Source organism: Caulifigura coniformis (assembly GCF_007745175.1).
Classification (GTDB): domain Bacteria; phylum Planctomycetota; class Planctomycetia; order Planctomycetales; family Planctomycetaceae; genus Caulifigura; species Caulifigura coniformis.
Map to the genome: position 1 here is coordinate 1,497,132 of NZ_CP036271.1, position 21,724 is coordinate 1,518,855.

Annotated in this window: 14 protein-coding genes; 4 read left to right on the forward strand and 10 right to left on the reverse strand. The window is 63.8% G+C overall.

Annotated elements, in window-relative coordinates; all coding sequences use genetic code 11:
• Positions 1-15: 15 nt before the first annotated feature.
• From nadB to Pan44_RS05960, 3 genes are all read right to left on the reverse strand, one after another.
• Positions 16-1,629 carry an L-aspartate oxidase gene (gene nadB, locus Pan44_RS05950; protein WP_145028218.1) on the reverse strand — a complete coding sequence of 538 codons (1,614 nt, stop codon included), beginning with the start codon at positions 1,627-1,629 and terminating at the stop codon, positions 16-18.
• A gap of 81 nt (positions 1,630-1,710) precedes the next feature.
• Positions 1,711-3,207 (reverse strand): hypothetical protein, encoded by a 1,497-nt coding sequence (locus Pan44_RS05955; protein WP_145028220.1) that lies wholly within the window; start codon positions 3,205-3,207, stop codon positions 1,711-1,713.
• A gap of 87 nt (positions 3,208-3,294) precedes the next feature.
• Positions 3,295-6,324, reverse strand: coding sequence for a PQQ-dependent sugar dehydrogenase (locus tag Pan44_RS05960; RefSeq protein WP_145028222.1), 3,030 nt, complete (start codon positions 6,322-6,324; stop codon positions 3,295-3,297).
• Between the two features lie 1,179 nt (positions 6,325-7,503).
• Between Pan44_RS05960 and Pan44_RS05965 the strand changes: the two genes are divergently transcribed.
• The gene (locus Pan44_RS05965) at positions 7,504-8,100 is read left to right on the forward strand and encodes a hypothetical protein (protein ID WP_145028225.1); all 597 of its coding nucleotides are present in this window, start codon (positions 7,504-7,506) and stop codon (positions 8,098-8,100) included.
• Between the two features lie 13 nt (positions 8,101-8,113).
• Here the strand turns inward: Pan44_RS05965 and Pan44_RS05970 are convergent, their stop codons facing one another.
• Positions 8,114-9,328 (reverse strand): DUF4185 domain-containing protein, encoded by a 1,215-nt coding sequence (locus tag Pan44_RS05970; protein ID WP_145028227.1) that lies wholly within the window; start codon positions 9,326-9,328, stop codon positions 8,114-8,116.
• Positions 9,329-9,637: 309 nt separating this feature from the next.
• Between Pan44_RS05970 and Pan44_RS05975 the strand changes: the two genes are divergently transcribed.
• Positions 9,638-11,431, forward strand: a complete 1,794-nt coding sequence (locus Pan44_RS05975; protein ID WP_145028229.1) for an aspartate kinase — start codon at positions 9,638-9,640, stop codon at positions 11,429-11,431.
• Between the two features lie 131 nt (positions 11,432-11,562).
• Here the strand turns inward: Pan44_RS05975 and Pan44_RS05980 are convergent, their stop codons facing one another.
• From Pan44_RS05980 to Pan44_RS05990, 3 genes are all read right to left on the reverse strand, one after another.
• Complete coding sequence (locus Pan44_RS05980; RefSeq protein WP_145028231.1) at positions 11,563-12,921, reverse strand: ABC transporter permease; 1,359 nt, start codon at positions 12,919-12,921, stop codon at positions 11,563-11,565.
• Positions 12,918-13,589 (reverse strand): ABC transporter ATP-binding protein, encoded by a 672-nt coding sequence (locus Pan44_RS05985; RefSeq protein ID WP_145028233.1) that lies wholly within the window; start codon positions 13,587-13,589, stop codon positions 12,918-12,920. Before Pan44_RS05985 ends, Pan44_RS05980 begins: the two co-directional genes overlap by 4 nt.
• Before the next feature lie 94 nt (positions 13,590-13,683).
• Positions 13,684-14,568, reverse strand: a complete 885-nt coding sequence (locus tag Pan44_RS05990; protein WP_145028235.1) for a phosphoribosylaminoimidazolesuccinocarboxamide synthase — start codon at positions 14,566-14,568, stop codon at positions 13,684-13,686.
• A 363-nt stretch (positions 14,569-14,931) separates the two neighbouring features.
• On the opposite strand from Pan44_RS05990, the gene Pan44_RS05995 reads away from it, so the two are divergent.
• The gene (locus Pan44_RS05995; protein ID WP_145028237.1) at positions 14,932-16,311 is read left to right on the forward strand and encodes a sigma-54 interaction domain-containing protein; all 1,380 of its coding nucleotides are present in this window, start codon (positions 14,932-14,934) and stop codon (positions 16,309-16,311) included.
• 62 nt (positions 16,312-16,373) lie between these two features.
• Here the strand turns inward: Pan44_RS05995 and Pan44_RS06000 are convergent, their stop codons facing one another.
• Positions 16,374-17,537: a glycosyltransferase gene (locus Pan44_RS06000; protein ID WP_197453894.1), complete on the reverse strand. Its 1,164-nt coding sequence runs from the start codon at positions 17,535-17,537 to the stop codon at positions 16,374-16,376.
• Positions 17,538-17,970: 433 nt separating this feature from the next.
• Between Pan44_RS06000 and Pan44_RS06005 the strand changes: the two genes are divergently transcribed.
• A complete protein-coding gene (locus Pan44_RS06005; RefSeq protein ID WP_145028241.1) occupies positions 17,971-19,155 on the forward strand; it encodes a hypothetical protein in 1,185 nt (394 codons plus the stop codon).
• 58 nt (positions 19,156-19,213) lie between these two features.
• Here the strand turns inward: Pan44_RS06005 and Pan44_RS06010 are convergent, their stop codons facing one another.
• Together Pan44_RS06010 and Pan44_RS06015 are read right to left on the reverse strand one after the other, a co-directional pair.
• Positions 19,214-19,768 carry an inorganic diphosphatase gene (locus tag Pan44_RS06010; RefSeq protein ID WP_145028243.1) on the reverse strand — a complete coding sequence of 185 codons (555 nt, stop codon included), beginning with the start codon at positions 19,766-19,768 and terminating at the stop codon, positions 19,214-19,216.
• Between the two features lie 105 nt (positions 19,769-19,873).
• A complete protein-coding gene (locus tag Pan44_RS06015; RefSeq protein WP_197453895.1) occupies positions 19,874-21,427 on the reverse strand; it encodes an ATP-binding protein in 1,554 nt (517 codons plus the stop codon).
• Positions 21,428-21,724: the final 297 nt, after the last annotated feature.

A 21,724-nucleotide genomic window follows, 5' to 3' on the forward strand; every position in this document is an offset into this window, starting at 1 on the left:
GAAGGCGTCGCCCTCTCAGGGCGCCTGGATCGCCACATGCTTCCCCTGTCCCGGCGTCGTGTGCGGGAAGTCATCCCTGAAATGGACGCCGCGACTTTCTTCCCGCGCGATCGCCGATCCGATCATCAGCCGCGCCGTCAGCAGCATGTTCTGCAGTTCCCACCCTTCGACCGTGCGCAGTTCGCGGGCCGAAACGTAGCGGTCCCAGAATTCCACCTGGCTGGCCGCCTGTTTCAGGTCCTCCGCGTTCCGGCGGATGCCGACGTTCCGTCCCATCAGGCTCGTCAGGGCGTTGCGCAGGTCCTCGAGGTTCAACTCATCGTCGTTGGGGAGTTCGCTTGCCCAGTCCGACTGCAACGGCAGGGCCGTGAAGCTATCGGGAATCTTCGCTGCTGCCGCCGAAGCTCCGCGTCCGCAGTGTAATCCATAGAACAGCCCTTCCAGCAGGCTGTTCGACGCCAGCCGGTTGGCGCCATGCAGGCCGCTCGAAGTTGCTTCCCCCGCGGCCCACAGCCCGGGGACCGTCGTGCGTCCTTCGAGATCCACCGTCACGCCGCCGATCATGTAGTGAGCACCTGGCCGGACGGGAATCAGATCCCGCTTGAGATCGAGCCCGAACTCGCGGCAGAGCTGCCCGATATGCGGGAATCGCTCTCTGATCAGTTCCTGCGGCAGGTGTCTGAGATCGAGATAAACGCAAGGATGCCGCGTCTTGTCCATCTGGCTGGTGATCGCCCGGGACACGATATCTCGCGGAGCCAGTTCCCAGCGGGCGTCGTAGTCCCCCATGAACCGGTAGGCATTGGCGTCGACGAGATAGCCCCCTTCGCCGCGGGCTGCCTCCGTAATCAAATGCCGTGAGCTGCCTGCGATGTACAGCACCGTCGGGTGGAACTGCATCAGCTCCATGTCCCGCAGTTGAGCCCCGGCCCGATAGGCGACCGCGTGCCCGTCGCCCGTCGCGATGCTCGGATTCGTCGTCTCGCGATACAGCCGCCCCGCGCCGCCCGTGCACAGGATCGTCTGCTTCGCCCAGACGAACGTCTTGCCGTGTTCTTCATTCCACACGAGCGCCCCGCGACACGCTCCCTCATGGGTCAGCAGGTCGATGGTGAACGTCTTCTCCCACACTTCGACGCCCCGCGTCCCGCGGATCCGGTCGATGAGGGCCCGCATCACTTCCTTGCCCGTCGCGTCCCCCAGAGCATGCGCAACACGGGCGTGGCTGTGCCCCCCTTCCATCGTCAGCGCCAGCCGGCCGTTCTCCTGGTCGAACAGCGCCCCGAACGACTCCAACTCCCGGATCAGTTCCGGCGCGGCCGCGACGACCGCCTCGACCACATCAGGATCGCACAGGCCCGCCCCGGCCGTGATCGTGTCAGCCGCGTGATTCCGGATGTCGTCCCCCGGATCAAGCACCCCCGCGATCCCCCCCTGCGCCCAGGCACTGTTCGACAGATCCGCCCGGTCTTTGCTGACGACAACCACCCGCAACTTCGGATCGACAGCCAGCGCCGCACGCACGCCGGCAATCCCCGATCCCAGAATCAGGACGTCGGCGAACATGTGCGGAATCCGCTTGGGATCAAACCGCACGAGATAGCGGCGTCGGGGAGCAATCTGAAGCATGAGCGCGGCACGGTCCGAACACGAAGGTCATCAGCCCAGATAGTAGAGCCGCACGCCGGCGCATCGAAGGGCAAGCGGGTCTCAACCTCCACCCTCAAGGATCGTCCGGATCCTCAGCCCCACCAGAACAGTGAGAACCGACAGGACCGTCGCGCCGACGAGGACCAGCAAGACGGGCAAGCCCTGCATCTCCCCGCCCAGGAGGCCAGTTCCGGCAAGACCAGCGACGACGAGGGGAACGGAACCGCAGGCAACGCCATCCAGTGGATTGCTCTGGATCGAACGAAGACACACAACGGCAAACGACAGCCCTGCCGCCGGGAGAACGAGTAGTGCAACGAGCGCGTAGCAGGCCGGTCGCGTGATGAGATCCATAATGAACCGGTCGACCTGATCGCTGGCCAGGATCATTCCTGCAGTGAGCATTGCGGTCGCAGGAGTGAGGTCCGGCAGTCGGCCCACAAGCTTTCTGCAGGCCAGTTGCGTCGTGGAGAAAGGAGTCAGTCGGAGCGAGTCCCAGGTCTGCTCGTGCCATTCGCGTCCGAGCATCTGGATGGCCGCTTCACACACCGCAGCGATCGCGAGAATCAACGCAGTGACCAGGCAGGCGATCCCCGCTGGACATCCCGACACAGCCGACAGCAGTAATCCGACGACCGGGCCGATAAGGAAGGTCGTTCCCAGAAACCACGGCCAGCCCCAGGTTGCAGCGTGGAATTCCTTCCAGACCACCGGCGCCCGCCAGACGCGCGCTCGATGCCGTGGGCCAATGCCTTTCGACGCCCAAACCCAGTGTGGCCCCGCGGAGGACGACTCAACCTCCATCGTCCCGCGGCGACCGAACGCGATGCACGATGCGCAGAACAGAACGACCGCAAAGCAGCCCGCCGCCAGGCTCCACAGAAGAGTCGCTTTCAGAGCATTGAACCTCGGCCTGAGAATCAGTTCCAGGCCCCTTGAACCGAGAATCGGGTCGATGGTCTCGAAAAAGTGGGGAACAATGGTGTAAAGCCCGACGGTCAGCATCACGACGAGCGTCAGACGAATGGGGCGCACAAAACAGGCGGCACAGAACGTCGCCAGTTGAGTCACCACCACCAGGTGCGTTCCGAGCACGGTGACCGACGCGATCACCTGTTCCGGCGCCAGACCGCCGAAGGCGATGCAGAGAAACCAGAAGGGAACGGTCGTGGTGCAGGCGATCAGCACCACCAAAGTGCGGGCGACGCAACTGGCCAGAAGAAACGTCCCGCTGTCGATTCCCGTCAGGAGCAGCAGGCTGATTGTCCCCTGGGACCGCTCCCTCGCGATGGTCAATGGAATCCAGGCGCCGAACAGTGTGGCGAGGAGCACCAGCCATTGCGCCAGCCCCTCGAAGATGGCGCGGCCGAGCCGATCGGGAGAACGCGGAGCGGCGATGACGGACGCCACGACCAGCAAGAGGACCGGGAAACACGCCGCGGCCAGCCGAATCAGGTGGGCACTCAAAAGCCGCGTATCCGCGGCAAAAACCTGGCCGAGCAACGCCCACGACTGCACCAGCCTCGCCGCAACGCCATTCCTGATCGTTGGTGACATTCGAACGTCCGTTCCGCCGCAGCCGGTCGATCGTGACCGGCCAGGCCGTACAGACTACGTCGAAGGTCTCTCAGTTTGATGGATCAATCACCGCAGCGATTCGAGGTAAGCCACCAGGTCCGCCGCCTCCTGCAGCGTCAGGTCTTTCAACAGCCCTTCCGGCATGATCGAGGCCCGCTGCGGCTTGAGTTCCTCGACCTCTTTCACGGCGAACTCGTGGACGTCTCCTTTCGCGTCGCGCAGCGTCAGAGCGTTTGCATTCCGTTCCGCCAGCACGCCGCTCAGCACGCGCCCATCCACCGTCTGTACGGCGTACATCGCGAACTTCGGGTCCACGACGGAGGACGGATTGAGCAGGCTGTCGAGAAGCTCGTCCCGCCGGCGGCGCTGCCCGATCTGCGTCAGCTCCGGACCGACCACTCCGCCTTCGTTTCCGATTCTGTGACACACGCGGCAGTTCAGGGTCTTCGAGGTCTGGTACAGCTCGCGCCCGCGAGCTGGATCACCCGTCAGGTTCAGGACCAGGCGCGGCCGGGGGACCGTTCCAACCCGATCGGCCGGCGGCGCCGGCAGGTGCGCGGCGAACAGGTTCCGGATGTCTGGATCGCTCTGCTCGCCGATCAGCGCGACCACGTCCTCCGCCAGCTCACCGCGAAGTCGCCCCCGGTCGAGCACGCGAGCCAGGTAGAGCGTTCCCCCCAGGTCGTTCAGAATCGGAGCCAGCAGGCCGCGACGCGCCTCGCGCCCCTGCATCTTCGCCGTCGCCGACAGGACCGCGTTGTACATGAACTCGTCCCCGCCCGGCTCTTTCGACATCAACCGGATCCACGCTTCGATCAGCAACAGCCCCTGCTGATCAACAAGCTCTGAGGCCAGGTGTGGCATCCGGCCTCGGCCACAGGTCGCCATCCGCAGGAACAACACGCTGCGATACGGATTCCCGGGCCAGACGATCTTCGCATTCTTGAGCCCCAGCTCTCCTTTCGTCGGAACCTCATCGAGCAACTTCGTGCGTTCCACGGGAATCCCGGCCCGCAGGTCAATCTGGGCCGTTCCTCCGCCGCCGAAGCGGTGACAATGAGCGCAGTTTGCATCGAGATACGATCTCGCCCGATGCTCAATCGAGTGACTTTCATCGAAGGGCGGAACCAGCACCGACTCCTCGTCCCAGCGGGACTGGTTCTTCGGCGGAGCCTTCGCCGGTTCCTGCCGGACGAGAAGCCCCGATTGCTCGAACTGGTCGAGTCGATTGCCGGCTTCCCCCGCCAGCGGCGTGAGCAACTGGCTGCTGTTGAATGCCAGCATCGATTCGGCCCACGGCGTGTGGCACGTCATGCACTGGCTGCGGCTGGAGAACGTCCAGTGCAATACGCGACCTCCCCCGGGGGCCCGCGCGTCCTTCACGGCAAAGATCGCCTCATCCCCCTCTTCCGGAACGAGCGAGGCCTCCGACTGCGCATCATTCCAGCGATAGGTGTATCCCAGCCACTGGGCGCCGTCGAAATGCAGAAGCTGCGTTTCGATCCGCCTCGGCCGTTCCCCCGTCCCCTCGTCCGGAAGCGAGATCGTCTTCACCAGCACCGAGTCCTTGGGAAACTCGAAATGACGTCGGAACATGGAACCCGGCGTCTGCTTCGCAACCCGATGCCCGCGAATCACGCCGTCATTCGGCACAGCCACGAACCGCTCCGCCGTGGCCCCGTCCATCCACTGCTCCGCCGCGATCTTCAGCGGGACGATCCCGGCTGCGACTTCGTGCTTCTCCACCGATGCAAACAGGCCCGTCTCCGAGAGGGTCCGCGGGAAAGGCCTCGTCCCGCGCTCTGCCGCGTCGTTCCGCTCGAGTGTGTGAATCGTTCCCGCGTCGTAGTCGAGGATCACGAGTTCGCCGTCATGATCCTGTCCGAAGTCGATGATCCGGATCGAAGGGGCCGACAGGTCCATCAGTTCCAGCGACTTCGCATCGGACGCATCATTCCGTTCTGGCGGAACCAGCGACCAGATGCGATGCGTCTCCCAGTCACCGAACACGTACTTCCCGACCAGTTCGGGAAACTTCTTTCCGCGATAGACGAAGCCCCCGGTGATGCTGGCGGCAGCCGTGTGAGGCAACGCCAGCAGCGGCGGCGTGACCGGCTGCGGACCCGCCGGCAGATCGACGCGAACCGGCTGAGGCCCTTCGGTAACGCTCCAGCCATAGTTTGCCCCGCGCTCCACGCGGTACACCATCTCCCACAGCTCCCACCCGATGTCGCCGACCCACAGCGCCCCCGTGGCTCGATCGAAGCTCATTTTCCATGGGTTGCGCAGTCCATAGGCCCAGATCTCCGGCCGCACGCCCGGCACATCGACGAACGGGTTGTCCTTCGGAACCAGGTAGTTCCTGCCTGGCTCCTTCTCATCCACGTTGATCCGCAGGATGCAGGACAACAGGTCGCTGTTGTCCTGCCCCGTGTTTCGTTGGTCCGGTGGACTCGCTTCGCCGCCGTCGCCGGTGGAGATGTAGAGGCAGCCGTCCGGACCGAATTCGAGACACGCCCCGTTGTGCCCCCCCTCGTGGAACGTGATCACCAGTTCTTCCGACTGGAGATCGATCTTCGGGATCTCCCCCGGAGTCACCTGGAAGCACGAGACGCGCGTGCCGTCTTCCAGGTGCACGCCCGGTTTCGGCGGGACGACCGTGTACGCCAGGTACACCCGCCCGTTCTCGGCAAACTTCGGATGGAACGCGACGCCGTAGATGTAGGTGACCCGCAGCTTCTCGCCCTCTTTGCCCGTCATCGGCAGATCGCGGTTGAAATCGGCGATCAGGTCCGCCCGGCCGCCATCCTCCGTCGGAGTGACGACGTACAGCTTCGCCTCCGGCTCGGAAACCCACCACCGTGGATCGCCCGGCGGCATTTCGATGGTCACCGGGTTCCGGAACTGCACGTTCGGAAACATCCGGACGCTCTTGTACTTCGGGGGAGGCTCGGGAGACCCGGTCACAAACGGAGTCGTCCACGGAATTCGCGGGGCCGGCTTCGCGACCTCTCCGGCCTGCGCCCGCCAGGCGAAGCACAGCCACACGACCGGAAACGCGACCAGGAACCAGCTCGTCCGTCTGTTCGGGCTCACGCGGCAACCTCGGATCGCGGCGGTGATGGTGAATCTCCGGCCACTAATGTAACGGCTCGACGAAGCGGGAGTAGATGGCCGGGAGCGGTCCAGGGCGCGTCACTTTTTCACAATTCGGTCATCTCTCGTCACCGCAAGTCATTTGGCGGCAATGGCACAACCCAACGATGAATTGGCCCATCTTGAAGAAGTGACCAGCCCTGCGGGGAGTTCGCAGTCTCGGGCGGTGATTGGGAAATCTGCGGAGGTATTCGACGCCGAGGGGGCGAGGAGGGCGCGTTGTGTGGGTGGTACTGTACTCCTCGCCCTATTTCTTCCCCCTGAAGTCTTGCGGAGGGATCGGGAGAGCGTGGGTGGTGCGGACATGGAGCCGGCCGGGCCGGGGTGTGTGACGACAGGTTGACGGTGGTTGTGTTCATGGGTTCCTCCATCATGACGGGGGCGGTTGCGCGGGGGGGCCCGGTACTCGGTACCTCGGAAGTGCGTTGGCGGGTGGGGATTGGGGCGGGACGAGTCACTTTTTCCAAGTCGGTCGTCTCTCGTCACCGCAAGGCATTTTGCGGCAACGACGCCCGCCAACGACGAATTGGCCCATTCTGAAAAGGTGACCAGCCGTGGGGAGCGGTACGGTCAGTCCCCCTCGCGGCGGCATTGGGCACGGCGGTCGTGGGACGGTGCCGATCCGCGCGCAACCGGTCACGGAAGGTGGAGGGAACAATGAACACGATCACCTGCAGCCATCACACTTCGACTCCTGATGCACCGGTAACACCAGTCCGGACGCACTGACACCGTCCTTCCCATGGGGGAAAGGGGGAAGAGGGGCCAGAAGGATGCACCACTCATCAGCGCGCGCCTTGCCGCCTCGCTCTCGGAGCAGCCGCGATACGCCTTTCCCGCCTCTTCCCTGTCGGCTCATCCGCTACGGCCGGCAGACTCCGTTTCGCAAGCCGCGATTTCTGCCGGATTCGGCAATCGGTGATTTGACATCCTGTCGATCCTTTGGGCAGGGACACGGAATGCTTGCCGATGCGTGGCCGCCCTTGGGAGGGCGCGGCCGCGACGAGAGATCGGAAGTTGTCCCGGGAACGGCCGCCAGGCGGCTGTCCGGCACTCAAGGATGAGCGCGCCCCGCAGCCATGAGAGCTGCGGTTGACTCGTATCAACGGAGTTGCCGCGATGAAGTCGTCTCTTCAAGGGTGTCTTGCCATCGCTCTGTGTGTTGCCAGCTGCGGGTGCGGCGGCGCCCAGGCCCGCGCCTGGCGCGGTCCTCGCCTTCGCGCCGGTTATCCGGGAGCGAACAGCTCGATCTATACGCCGCCGGTCGAACCGCCGCGTGAACCGGCCCCCGTCTTTGAGCAGCCGCAGGATCAGATCGCGCCTCCGGTCCGCCCGGGAGACCTGGAACCCGCGCCCACGCCCGCAATCCGGCTCGAGGCCGAATTGCCCGCCCCTCCATCCGAGTCGGAGGAGTCGGTCCAGTTCATGCTCCCGGTCCCCCCGTCGCGGATGCCGAATGCCCTCGATCCTGTCGACTCCCGCCCGCTGCTCGAGCAATCGTCGGCCGAGAGGCCGATCCGTCGCGACTCCGGTGAGATGCTGGGAGAAGGCAAGATTGCCAGCGCGATGCGCGGCCATTCGACCTACACTGCCAGCCACGCCGGACGGTCCGCCGTCCGCCTGATGCGGATCGAGTCGGACACCTTCGAACAGGCGCCGATGGGGATGATGCAGGTCGAGTACGTGCCGCTTCTCGCCCCCGTGCCGCCCCTCTGAGTGCAACCGGGGACTATTCGGCCGCGGCGCCGTTCGTCGCCGGAACGACTTTGGCCACCTCGCCGACCGATTCGGGCGGATGGGCATCCCGCACCCCCACCGTCACAAACGTCGGCCAGTACAGACGGGCGTCGGTCGCGACCTGCCAGGTGTCGATCGAAGACGTCAGGTAGCTCAGGACCAGTTCTCCGTCTGACGAGAGCGTCGGGTGGGCCTTGCCGGCGTAGCAAAACAGCTTCGAATCAGCCGCAGCGTCCCGGCAGGTGTGCAGGATCTCGATGTTCGACCATGGCCCGCGCGGCGAAGGCGCAGTGCGGGCAACGATCCGGTTCGAAACATCACAGTCGGTGTACACCATCAGGTAGCGGTTCAGCCCCGGCATGTGGGCGATTGAAATGTCGCCCGCCATGTAGTCGGCGATCTTGTCCGGACGGAAGAAGTCCCGAGTCCATCGGCCTCGGCTGAGGAAGCGCCACTCCGACATCTCGGCAACGCGGTCCAGCGGAACTCGGGCCAGCACCAGGTGACGATCCTGCGATTGCAGGCGGGAAGCGTCATCGATGCCGTAGACGTAGAGATACTTCCCTTCAATGACGACGCCGCTGCCGAACGTCAGATCGCGCCGACGGGTGTACAGGCTGAACGGAACCTTGACCTGCTCGATACACCAGTCGCGCGGATCATCCAGCGGATTCTCCACGATCGCGAGCCACTGCCCGAGCGGCGAATGGTCGGGCCGTTTCGGGTCCACCGCATCGCCGACCTGCGACATGAACAGGTACAGGCGGCCGTTGAGCATCGTGCCCGCCTGGAACCAGAACCAGCCGCGCCCGTCCAGCGGGCTGATGAGATCGACGGGTTTGCCTTTGTCATTCTCGCGGATCACGAAATCGCAGGGACCATCCGCCCTGCACTGGACCGCCGCCGAATTATGCACGATCCGGGCCTTCGTCCGGCGACCATCTTTCAGGGCGCCGACCCAGGTATCGCCGAAAAGCCAGAGCGTGCTGCCGTTGCCAAGGTCGACCGACTGGGCGCCGTCGCCGCCAATCCAGCCTTGTTGCGGACGAAAGGCCGCGTTCAGCTCCGGGGCGCTGCGAGAGACATCGAATTCGAGGCCAATCTCACGCGAATCGTCCTCAGCAACCGCAGGCCCGCCACACACAGCCAGCAACACAATTCCCGCTGCGCAGGCCATGACCCGCGAAGCAAAAGCAATCCTTGACATCGTTCCTCAATCCAGAGTGGTGCGCACGGCTTCGTCGAGAGGCATTCCCGTCGTGCGCGAGCTCAACAGGCTGAGCGGCCTGCGAGCCATCCGGGGCGTCGTGCCCCAAAAGGTAGGAATCCTTCGTGAGGAGATTGCAATCAGCGTGCCTGTTTTCAGTGAAGGGCGTCCGGGAAACCCCTGCCGACCGTTCATAAGGTGGCATTTCCCGTTCGCAACTCTATAAGTGGTCTCATCTGGCCGCGTTGGACGGCCTTTCAGAAGAGTTTTTCGCGTTCTTGTTCGCGGCGCGTCCCGGAGTGGTTTTCGGTGTCGATCATTGTTCAGAAATTCGGCGGCACCAGCGTCGCCACTGCGCAGAAGATTCTCGCGGCCGCCCGCCGGGCCGTCGCGACCAAACGTGCCGGCCACCAGGTGGTGATGGTCGTTTCCGCGCGCGGCCACAAGACGGACGAACTGGTCGACCTGGCGGCGGAAATTACCGATTCGCCCCCGCCGCGCGAGATGGACATGCTCCTCTCCACCGGCGAGCAGGAATCCGTGGCCCTCGTCGCCATGGCTATCCAGACGCTCGGCGAAAAAGCGGTCAGCCTCACCGGCGGACAGATCGGAATCCAGACGGACACCTCGTACACCAAGGCCCGTATCCGCAATATCTCCACCGACCGCATGCGGCGCTGCCTCGATGAGGGGGCCATCGTCGTCGCCGCCGGATTTCAAGGGGTCGACGACGACCTGAACATCACCACCCTCGGCCGCGGAGGCAGCGACACCACAGCCACCGCCCTCGCCGCCGTCCTCCGTGCCGCGGAATGCGAGATCTACACCGACGTCGAAGGGGTCTTTACGACTGACCCCCGGCTCGTGAAGGACGCCCGCAAGGTGGGAAGAATCTCCTACGACGAGATGCTCGAGATGGCGAGCCTCGGGGCGGGAGTCATGCATTCGCGGTCGATCGAGTTCGCCAAGAAATTCGCCGTTCCGCTCCGCGTGAGGCCGGCCTATTCGGACGGCGCCGGCACCCTGATTGCCCCGGAAGGGGATGAGGACCAGCGTGTCGTCAGCGGGCTGGCGCTCGCCAGGAACGAAGCCCGCGTCAGTCTCGTCGGCATTCCTGATCGGCCGGGTACGATGGCGATCGTCTTCGCCAACATGGCCGCCCGGAAGATCCCGATCGACATGGTGGTGCAGAACGTCGCCCAGGGGGGGACGGCCGAGGTCTCATTCACGGTCCCCCAATCGGACCTCGCCGAAACGTTGACAGCTGCCGAGGACGCCGTGAAGGGGCTCGGCGCGGGCCGCGTCGAAAGCGGCACGGCAGTGGCCAAGCTGTCGATCGTCGGCGTGGGAATGCGGACGCACAGCGGAGTCGCGGCCCACATGTTCCAGTCGCTGGCGGACGCGGGCGTGAACATCCAGATGATCACGACCAGCGAAATCAAGATCTCGACACTCGTCTCCCGCGACCAGTGCGAGGAGGCCCTCCGCAAAGTTCACGCGGCCTTCAAGCTCGATAAACCGACGAACGAGCCTCCGGCCGTGGGAGTCCGGCAGAAGCCGGCCGGGAACGGCGACGCATCCAGCCAGAAGCGGCTTCTCCACGAAGTCGTCAGCAAGCTTGCCGCGATGGAAGACATCGTGGTGAGCGAAGTGCTGCTCGATGAATCCCAGGCCCGGGTGACGATCAGCGAGATTCCTGACAGCCCCGGCATTTCGGCCCAGCTCTTTTCCGCCGTCGCCGATGGCGACGTGATGGTCGACATGATCGTCCAGAACCAGAGCCACAGCGGTCGGGCCCGGGTCTCGCTCACCGTGGATCGCGCCGATCTCGAACGCTGCCTGCTGCTGGTTCGGGAAGTCGTCTCGCAGTGGCCGGAGGCAACGCTGACATACGATCCGGAGATTGCGACGCTCTCCGTCGTCGGCATTGGCCTGCGGACTCATACCGGCGTGGGAGAACGCATGTTCCGGGCGCTGGCAGACGCCAGCATCAACATCCAGCTGATCAACACCAGTGAAATGCGGATGAGCGCGGTCGTCGCGCGATCAGAAGGCAAGAAGGCGCACGAAGCGCTGCTCAAAGCCTTCAGTCTGAATTCCTGAGGGATCGCTGGCCGAGGCCGATGGGCGCCGCGCGTTCACTGCTCCAGGACTCGCCTCGAGACGCACGAACACTGTGCGGCATGACGCTCCGGATAAGCTCCGTGACGCCATGCCACGCGTGAACCCCTTGCCTAGTTCGAGAGCGCCTCGGCGACGTCCGTCCGGTAAGCCGTCAGCGCCGGCAGGAAGCCGACCAGCGTTGCCATGGCGACCATGATCGGCACGATCACGAACTCCATCGGGTCGAAATAGGCGGGGTTGATCACCAGCCCGCTGCGTGCGGCGACAAGTGGCCCCCCGAGTACCACCAGGCCATGCCCCAGGAGGATTCCCAGGAGCCCTCCCCCGACGCACAGGAGCAGCGACTCGACGAGCACGATTGAAAACACCGTCTGACGCCGCGCGCCGAGCGCCCGCATGATGCCGATCTCGCGACGCCGGTCGGCCATCGAGTTGTAGATGCTCACGAAGATCCCGATGCCGGAGACGGCGATAATCAGGGCCGTCAGCACGATGACCGCCAGCCGCACATTCGCCAGCAGGCCGTCCATGAGCCGCCTCATCACCATCACCGGATTGGCCGCGTCGGCCCGGTAACCTTTCCGGAGGAACGTCTGCAGGCTCATTGCGTTCGCTCCGCGTTGCGGCAGGTCGTCCCCTCCCTTGCAGATGACGACAATGGACGTGATCTGCCGCTGCACATCGGGCACGACGCCGCCGGGGTGGTAATGGACGCCCCGAGCGCGGGCATCTGCCTCTGCAGCCAGTTCCTTCGCATACTTCTGCTGAAGGATTGCGAGGTCGTCCCCGAAGAACGCGGACTCCGACTGGATCGCTTCGACAAGCGGCTTCTCGTGTCCGCCCAGCGAAAGAAAGCCTTCCAGGTTCACAAACACGCTGCGGTCGTTCGGAGTGTTCGTGACGTCCAGCACGCCGGTGATCTTGAAGCGTTCGTCATGCACGTGGTCGTCCTGACCGCCGTGGATCATGCGGAACTCGTCCCCAACGCCCCAATTGTTTTTTCGGGCGACTTCACTGCCGATCACCGCCTCCCACGCTCCGGACATCACGCGGCCGTCGCCCATCATGCGGAACCGCTTGCCGTCACCACCATAGGGAGTCGTCAGGTATTCGGTGGTCGTTCCGACGATCGGAAACTGACCGACCTCAGTTTCGTCCCCCAGCGCGATTGGAATCGCTTTCTCCACTTCCGGACGCTTCAGGATCTCCTGATAGAAGCGCCACGGGAGGTTCTCGATCGGTCGGTCGATTCGGTAGATCGTGCTCAGGATCAGCTGGAAATGACTGCCGCGCGGCCCGATGACGAGGTCATAGCCCGTCCCCGTCTGGTTGAACATGTTGCTGATGACGCCGTTGATGATCAGCACGGCGACCATCAACGCGACACCCAGCGCCACGCTGAGTGCGGTGAGCAGCGATGAAAGCGACCGCTGACGCAGGCTCTTGAATGCAATCGAGAACAGGTTCATTCCACGGCCCCCGGCTTGTTGAATTCGGCCAGGCGTTCGACGCGCGGGAACTGCGCGGCCGCCTCGGGCGAATGGGTGACCAGGAGCAGCGACACGTTCAGCTCCTCACATCCCTTGCGCAACAACGACAACACCTTCTCCTGATTGGCCGTGTCGACGTTCGCCGTCGGCTCGTCGGCGAGCATCAACCGCGGCTTGTTTCCCAGCGCCCGCGCAACCGCCACCCGCTGCTGTTCGCCGACTGACATCTGCGGCGGACGATGATTCAGGCGATGGGACAGGCCGACCTTTTCAAGCAGCGCTTTCGCGAAGGTGCGGTCCGCCTTGCCGGAGAAGCTCATCCCCAGAAGTACGTTTTCCAGGGCGGTAAACGCGGGAAGCAGGTTGAATGTCTGGAACACAATCCCGATTCGCTCGGCGCGGAATCGGTCGCGGGCCGGCTCCGAAAGGCGACTGATCTCCGTCCCGTCGACGACAATCGAACCGGAGTCGGCCGCGGTGATTCCGGCGATCACGTTGAGCAGCGTCGTCTTGCCGCCGCCGCTCTGTCCGACGAGCGCCACCTGCTCTCCCTGGATGAGCTGGAAGCTTTCGACGTTCAGGACCGGTAGCATGCCGCCTCCTGGCTCGCGGTAGCTCTTCCGCACGTTGGTCAGTTTCAAAGACATGCTCAGTGAATCTGTTGGAGTTCAGTCTTCAGGAGTCGCGTCTCGACAACGGCCTCCGCTCCGGCGTTCAGCAGGGGCAGTGTGGCTGGCGAAGTCATTTCCACGCAAATTCCTGCCCCGTCAGGACCTCGTACGCCTCGACGTACTTCTCGCGGGTCCGCCGGATCACGTCGTCCGGAAGCTCCGGGGGGGGACTGTTCTTGTCCCATGGCTGGGTTTCGAGCCAGTCACGAACGAACTGCTTGTCGTACGACGCCTGCGGCCGGCCCGGTTCATACGCGTTTTGCGGCCAGAATCGTGAACTGTCCGGGGTGAGAACTTCATCAATCAGGATCATCTCGCCTTCCACCCGTCCGAACTCGAACTTGGTATCCGCAATGATGATTCCCTTTTCGAGGGCGTAGGCCGCTCCCTGGGCATAGAGATCAAGGCTCAGGTCGCGCAGTCGGGTGGCCACCTCCAGCCCGACGATGTTGCAGGTCGTCGCGAAGGAGACATTTTCGTCGTGCCCGGTCTCGGCCTTGATCGCCGGAGTGAAGATCGGCTCGGGCAATCGGTCGCTTTCCTTGAGCCCGGGCGGCAGTTTCACGCCACAAACCTCTCCGCTCTGCTGGTACTCCTTCCAGCCTGATCCGGAGAGGTAGCCGCGAACGACGCACTCGATCGGAGCGACCTGCGTCTTGCGGACGATCATGCTGCGTCCCGCGAGCGACTCGCGGTCGACGTCCGCGGGCAGCGGCAGGTCGCTGACGTTCGTGCTGATCAGGTGATGCTGGACCTGCAGGCGGCGGAACCAGAAGTCGCTGATCTGTGTCAGCACGCGTCCCTTGTCGGGGATACCGCTGGGAAGCACCCAGTCGAACGCGCTGATCCGGTCGGTTGCCACCAGGAGGAGGAAGTCGCCGAAATCGTAAACGTCGCGCACTTTTCCGCGGCGAACAGGGCGGCCGGGGATCTCGGTGCGCAGGAGAGGAGTCATGGGAGGCTCAAACGTCCGTGTGTCGAAGGGAATCTGGAGTATGTCGAACGCTGCGGGCCGGGAAAACTCTCCGGGTACTATGTATTTGCAATTCTTTTGCAGAATGTTGACTCTCGGCAACACGTTGACGGAACGCAACGCGCAAAACACCCGGTCCCGGCCACTCGCCACAGTTCGTAAACACCGTGTTCATCAAGAATTCAGGCGATTGAACACACTTTCCGTTTCAGGGAATGAACATGGGCACGGGCTTTGAATCAGGAGAGCGAGAACCGTTGCGGCCAGTCAACGACCGGAAAACTTGCCTTCCGGACTCCGGGACCTGCCGCTGCCACGGACGCTTCGCCCAAGAACTGACCGCCCATGATCCCTCCGACCGTCCTCCTCGTCACTCCAGACTCCGACCTCGCGGCCACGCTGACGCTGGAACTCGGGGAAGCCTGTGAACCGGTCATCGTGACGGACGTGGGAGGCCTTCCGGAAGACCGGGGCGACGACCGCGTGGCCGCGGTCGTCCTCGATGTCCGCCAGTCCCCACACGGCGGCCATGCGATCGATCGCCTGCTCGGGGAACTCACTGCCGAGATTCCCGAGGGTAAGGTCATCCTGCTCGCCGACCTCTTCTGTCCGGAAGTGATCGAGCGACGTGCCGCGACGAACGGCATGCCCCTCGTCCGTACGGGTCCCCAGGCACTCGGCGCCCTCATCAGTCACATCGTCGCCCGACTTCCCAAACCGGAAGTCCCCGCTGCCCCTCCGCTGAACAGCATCGCCGACGGCTTCGAAACCAGTTCACCGCAGGTCCGGCGCATGCTGGACGATCTCTTCATCGCCGCAGGCCACGACGTCACGATCCTGCTCATCGGTGAAACCGGCTCGGGCAAGACGTACCTCTCCAACCTGATCCACAGCAGTTCCCCGCGTGCCAGCGAGCCCTTTCTGCATGTCGCCTGCGGCGCGCTGCCCCGTGAGTTGATCGAAAGCGAACTCTTCGGCCACGTCAAAGGCGCCTTCACCAGCGCTCACGCTGACAAAGAGGGCAAATTCCTGGCGGCCGGCCGCGGGACGGTGCTGCTCGACGAAATCGACGTCCTCGGCCCGGAGCAGCAGGTCAAGCTCCTGCGGGTCATCGAGACGGGCGAGTTCGAACCGGTCGGTTCGAACCGCACCTATCGGTCACAAGCCCGGCTCGTCGTCGCCAGCAACCTCGAACTCCAGCCGCTCGTCGAACAGGGAAAGTTCCGGCCCGACCTGTACTACCGGCTCAACATGCTCAAATTCGACGTCCCGGCGTTGCGCAAGCGCAAGGTCGACGTCATTCCACTCGCCCGAAAGTTCATCACCCGCTTCCAGCAGAAGCATGGCATCAGCATCCGGCACGTCGACGACAGCATGCTCGACGCGCTGGTCGACTATCCCTGGCCGGGCAATGTTCGTGAACTCGAACATGTGATCCAGCGGGCTGTCATTTACTGCCGAGAAGGGGTTCTGACGGCCGAGCACCTCCCACCGCACATCCTCGCCGGTCAGTTCGGTCCGGGAAATGATCCCTCCGTCCAGCTCGGCGGTCGTGGCCTGGGGCGCGAGCCGTCACTCGGGCGACAGGTCGCCGTGACCGAACGCGAAATCATCGAGCAGACCCTGTTCAAGAACAACAACAGCCGCACGATCACCGCCCGCGAACTCGGCATCAGCCGCGTCACGCTCTACAACAAGATGAAGAAGTACAACATGATGCAGTGACGGCGGCGCCACGTGCTCCCGGCCGGGAATACTGTCGCTGAGATACTTCGAAGACGTGGTCCCTAAACGACGTTCTTCCTGAGTTCGTCCAGCGGGTAGAAAGTGTCGCGCCAGCGGATGCCTCCCTGCCACAGGTTCAGGATCATCGTCCGCAGCTGAATGCCGGCGAACAGCACCACTCCCAACGGAAACAGGATCCCCAGCCAGGAGGGCTGACCGTTCGACAGGCAGGCCCGCCCCGCGAAGACGACGTACACCGCCGCTGCGATTGCGAACATCAGGTTCGCGGGCCAGGGCGTCATGAACATCGCGGCGAAGGGGAGCACGTAGACAATCATCAGGAACGCGTTCGCGAACAGGACGAGACCTTTGCGGTAATCGGCTCCGGCAAAGGTGTTCTTCTCGAGGCCGCGAATCAGTTCCCAGACGCTGGTGTACCACTCGACCGCGAGATGCTCGCTCGCGATGACGAAGTCGGGCTGGAATCCGGCATCTTTCAGCACCTTGCCCAGCTTCACGTCGTCATCCGGCCTCAGCCTCAGCTTCTCGTGCCCTCCGATCGACCGATAGGCCGACGCCCGCACCAGGTTGAAGGCGCCGATGCCGACAAACGCCGACTTGTCCTTCGACCGCACGGCCCACGCCTTCACGTAGAGCACGAAGCACATCGAAAACACGGGCACGAACGCCCGCAGCCAGAATGACGGCGTGACCACGCGCGGAGTCGCGGCGAGATGGTCCAGACGTTCCCCCTCGGCGAACGTCACGGCCTTTCGAAGCGTGTCCGGGGCGAAAATGACGTCGGCATCGGTAAACAGGAGCCATTCTCCATCCGAGCGGAATGCGCCGACATGCAGGGCGTTGTTCTTGCCCAGCCATCCATTGGGCAACTGGTCGATCTCCACGACATTCAGTCGCGGGTCCTCAGCGGCGAGGCGGGCCAGGATCGCCGCCGTTCCGTCCGTTGAACGATCGTTGACGACCGTCATCTGCAGGGCCGGATAGTCGAGCGCCAGCAGCGAACGCACTCCCTCTTCGATGTTCCGCTCTTCGTTCCGCGCGGCGACCACGATCGAGACTCTCGGCCAGACCGCCCGGCCCTCAGCATCAACCGACGACAGGGAGCGGATGACGTGTTCCGAGAGGGCCCACAGGGCCGCGCACACCCCCGCGGCGGCGAAATCGATGCCTGCGAGGGCCGTCCAGATCCAGTCGGTCGTCGTCACACGGTGTCCTGTCAAAACGCAGTTTCTGCCGAAGGCCGTCGCAGCGGCACGTCAGCGCCTCCAGGCGCAGTCCGTCGGCTCTTGCAACACTGGACAGAAACCGGGCCGTATCCGCGAGTTCGAGCAGAGGTTTACCCAGTTTGCCCGACCGGAACACACGGTAGGAGATTCACGACCGGCACGACACGGATTGCCGATTCCCTCGATTGAACCGCTCATACTGTCGATTCAAGACGACGTCGCACAATCGCGCTGATCCGCGCGGAGGCTCACCTTCGAGGGGGCTGTCCACGCCGGCTCCGGCCCGACGGTGTCTGGGGACTGGCTTCCGCCAGGGACGCCGGGCGACGAGCTTCACTGGGGGGACGCCGGAAAGACTCCGGCGGCCGGGGATTGACAGGGTGGGGGAACTCAGATGCTTCGATGCAGCAGGATGCTGGTCGTACTCCTGGCGGGCTGGCTGGTCATGGGCGGCTCCGCACAGGCCCAGCTGCAGGTGGAAGCCAACTATCTGATCATGAAGCGCCAGGATTCCGATTCCTCGCGGTTCATCAGCGGACCGCAGGGCGTCTCCGGTGCAGATGAATACGGTTTCGCGTCCGGCTATCGCTTCGGAATCGTCGGCGGCTACGACTGGTTCGAAGTCGAAGCATTGTTCGCGCAGGTTGACGACTGGACCGACAGCCAGGATCGCGTCCTCGACGCCGGGCTGTCATTCGACGACGCGGCCGCGAATCCCCTCGTCTTTCCCGGTGGACCAGCGAACATTCTCGCGTTCCGCAACGCCCTCTTCGACGCGGCCACGAATGGCGGCGCGGTCGGCCAGGACGAAACTCTCGAAGGCGAACTCCTGCAACCTGGAGCCATCGCGCGGGTCCGGTCCAGCAGCCGTTACCGCGACTTCGAATTGAACTTCGGAACCAACCGCACCACGAACTGGTACCGCTTCGGCCTCGGTTGGCGCAACATCCGCCTCAACGACCGCACGCAGTTCGCGACGATCGGCACGTTCGACGCCATCGACATCGATGACGGCAACGTCAATGGCGAAGCGGGCAACGATGACAACGACGCCCTCTCGGATGCCGCACTCGTCGCTGCCGGTTTCAGCATCACCTCGGGCGCTGCTGACGGGTATGACGCCGCGGACGTCGTGGGCGCCGGCCCGGATACGCTGGCTGTCTTCTACGGCGGAAGCGCGGATAACGAACTCAATGGTCTGCAGGCGATCGCCGCCGCCCAGCTGACTGAATCTGAGCACTTCGTGATCGAAGTCGTCGGCAAGGCGGGTCTGTACCACAACAGCGTGCACGCCAACACCACCGAAATGCTGGTCGGCAGCGTCAACGACGACTCGGTCTACACCCGCTACTACTCAGATCAGAAGAGCACCGCCTCTTTCGCGGGCAGCCTCGGCCTGCAGGCCCGGATCCCTGTGACGGACTACATCACGTTCACGACGGGCTACGAAGGGATGGTCCTGACCGGGATCGCTCTCGGCGGACAGCAGTTCGACGGGATCCACACCGACATCCTGGGCAACACCGTCTACTCGGCCCGGGCCAATGACAGCACGTTCCTCCACGGAGCCAAGTTCGGCCTCGAGTTGACGTTCTGATTGATACACCGGCGGCCGGAACGTCTGCGAGGCAAATCAACACGGCCTCGCGCCGCTCTCAGCGGTGGACGCCGAGAAAGCCGCGGCGACGTTTGGCGCTGTACTGCTCAAGGGCCTGCTCGATGATCGGCAGGCTCGCAGCCACGGGCTGGAAGTCATCAACTTCCACCTGCTTTCCTTCCAGGGTCTTGTAGTCCTGGAAGAAGCGCCGCAGCATCATCAGCCGGTGCGAAGGCAGCTCCTGGGCTTCCATGAACCCGTTGTATTCCGGGTCGTTGACGGCGACGGCGAGAATCTTGTGATCCTTCTTGCCGCTGTCGATCATGGTCATCAGGCCGATCGCCCGCGCCTGCACCAGCGTCAGCGGCGCGACTGCTTCCTGGCAGAGCACCAGTACGTCGAGCGGATCGTCGTCCTCCGCATAGGTCTGCGGAATGAAGCCGTAGTTGGCCGGATAGTACACGGCCGAGTACAGCATCCGGTCCATCTTCAGGAGCCCCGTCGGCTTGTCCAGCTCGTACTTCACGCTCGATCCCATGGGGATCTCGATGATGACCGTGAATTCACGTGGAAGCAGCTCGCCAGGAGTGACGTCGTGCCAGGGATGGGTCATTGAACAGATTCAGAATTCAGAGGGAAGGATCCGGGGACGAATCCGGCGGCGTGAGCTGCGACCCGACTGGGAAGCGCGGAACGAAATCGCTGAGTGCACTGTGGTTTACATCACGGAGAAGTAATTCGCCACAGCATAGTCGAATCCTTCCTTCGTCACCCGCTTCGGCAGCTGCTTATAGGTGCAGTAGTTCTTTACCTGCAGCAGTAAATCCCGCGGCTGGCAGCTGCGGAGCGGCCGCCCTGTCGCGGTGTAGTGCTTCTCGAGAAGGTAATCGACGGCCTCTGGGTCGTGGATCAGGCCCAGCTTGGGAGCGAGGATCGAGCACAGAGTCCGGAAGTGGTCGAGAGTCGGATCGGGCACCTTGATCTTGTACGGAATTCGCCGCAGGAACGCTCCGTCGACCAGGTTCTTCGGCTCGAGGTTGGTGGAGAAGATGATCAACTGGTCGAAGGGGACCTGGATCTTCTTGCCGCTCGGAAGGTTCAGGTAGTCGTACCGCTTTTCCAGGGGCACAATCCAGCGGTTGAGCAGCGTCGTCACGGGCATCGTCTGGCGGCCGAAATCGTCGATCACCAGGGTGCCGCCGTTACTCTTCAGTTGCAGCGACGCCTCGCAGATCTTCGTCTGCGGGTTCTGCGTCACTTCCAGTTCCTGCATCGTCAATTCGCCACCAGCCACCACGGTCGGCCGTGTGATACGGACCCATCGGGGATCGACGCCGGACAGGTCGAACAGCCCTTCGGTCGTCGGCGATTCCACTTCCTCATGCACGCCCGGATCGAACACGCGGATGATTTCACCGTCAATCCCCAGCGCCCGCGGAATCCAGATCGTGTCGCCGAAGCAGCGTGTCACGCGCTCAGCCAGGCTCGTCTTGCCGTTGCCCGCCTCGCCGAACAGGAACATGCCGCGCCCCGAATTGATCGCCGGGCCCAGCTGATCGAGGAGCTCATCCCGCACGAGGAGATCCGAAAAGGCGCGTTTCAGCGCCTCTTCCGTCACCTGCAGGCCACAGCTTGTCTGGGCCGACATCGCTCTCAGGTAGTCGGCCAGACAAATCGGAGCGGCACCGAAGTAGGTGCACTCTTCGTTGTAGCGCTTGCCCCGGTCGCGCCCCGTATCAGTAATCGCATAGATGTAGTCGCCCATCTCCGCAGCACTCTTGAACGCCACCAGCTGCTCGTGCTTCCACTGCCGGAGCAGCGGGTCGACGATGCCGAACGGAAGGCGGATCTGAGTCGACACCTCGCGCCCGGAAGCGGAGCCCTTCTGAAGCAGATACTTGAGGCACAGCCGCTGAACGTCTTCTTCAGTCAGGCCCGCTTCCCGGAGGTCCTGCGGGATCTTCGGACGAAAGCCTTCGTCCTGCGCGTTGGGGTCGCCCAGCAGTGAGTTGACGCGTTCGAACAGCGCCTCGAGGTGACGGTGCCCCCGGATGGCGTCGGGAGTTTCACCGCGTCGCTTGCGGACCACCCCGCCGCGACCCGAGTTGACGAACTCCCCTTCGTCATCCCCCTCCTGCGGCTCCTCGACGACGAGTGACTCCGGCGACGGCATCTGGACCGCCGGCGCCGGCGGAGTCGGTTCGGTCTTCTCTTTCGACTTCGACCGGATCTGCGCCAGGAACTCTGCGGGCGACAGCTTGGACAGAGACATGACGTGGCCGGTCGAGGAAACGGTGGTCTGAAGTCGGCGCAAGGCCTGCCCGTCCGCGAGCCGGTCGTCTTCGCCGCGAAACGCTAGGCCGCCAAATCCTCCAGTCAAACCGGACCCCCACGGCGACGTTGCATTTTGGCAACCTCGTCCCCCGGAATCGTCACGACTGTTCCGGATTAACAGCCGCGGGTGACGGCGACAGGGAGAACCCTCGGCGGCTGAGGGGCTTCCGGAAGGACCGTCACCGCCGCGCGCCAGATCGCAGGAAGGGGGCCCGCCGCCACACAGTGCACTCCC

Bases quoted from the DNA above. Each gene is read 5' to 3' on its own strand.
- Pan44_RS05970 (WP_145028227.1), bottom strand. From the start codon at position 9,328: ATGTCAAGGATTGCTTTTGCTTCGCGGGTCATGGCCTGCGCAGCGGGA.
- Pan44_RS06010 (WP_145028243.1), bottom strand. From the start codon at position 19,768: ATGACCCATCCCTGGCACGACGTCACTCCTGGCGAGCTGCTTCCACGT.
- Pan44_RS06015 (WP_197453895.1), bottom strand. From the start codon at position 21,427: ATGTCTCTGTCCAAGCTGTCGCCCGCAGAGTTCCTGGCGCAGATCCGG.
- Pan44_RS05980 (WP_145028231.1), bottom strand. From the start codon at position 12,921: ATGAACCTGTTCTCGATTGCATTCAAGAGCCTGCGTCAGCGGTCGCTT.
- Pan44_RS05955 (WP_145028220.1), bottom strand. From the start codon at position 3,207: ATGTCACCAACGATCAGGAATGGCGTTGCGGCGAGGCTGGTGCAGTCG.
- Pan44_RS05985 (WP_145028233.1), bottom strand. From the start codon at position 13,589: ATGTCTTTGAAACTGACCAACGTGCGGAAGAGCTACCGCGAGCCAGGA.
- nadB (WP_145028218.1), bottom strand. From the start codon at position 1,629: ATGCTTCAGATTGCTCCCCGACGCCGCTATCTCGTGCGGTTTGATCCC.
- Pan44_RS05990 (WP_145028235.1), bottom strand. From the start codon at position 14,568: ATGACTCCTCTCCTGCGCACCGAGATCCCCGGCCGCCCTGTTCGCCGC.
- Pan44_RS05995 (WP_145028237.1), top strand. From the start codon at position 14,932: ATGATCCCTCCGACCGTCCTCCTCGTCACTCCAGACTCCGACCTCGCG.
- Pan44_RS06005 (WP_145028241.1), top strand. From the start codon at position 17,971: ATGCTGGTCGTACTCCTGGCGGGCTGGCTGGTCATGGGCGGCTCCGCA.
- Pan44_RS05965 (WP_145028225.1), top strand. From the start codon at position 7,504: ATGAAGTCGTCTCTTCAAGGGTGTCTTGCCATCGCTCTGTGTGTTGCC.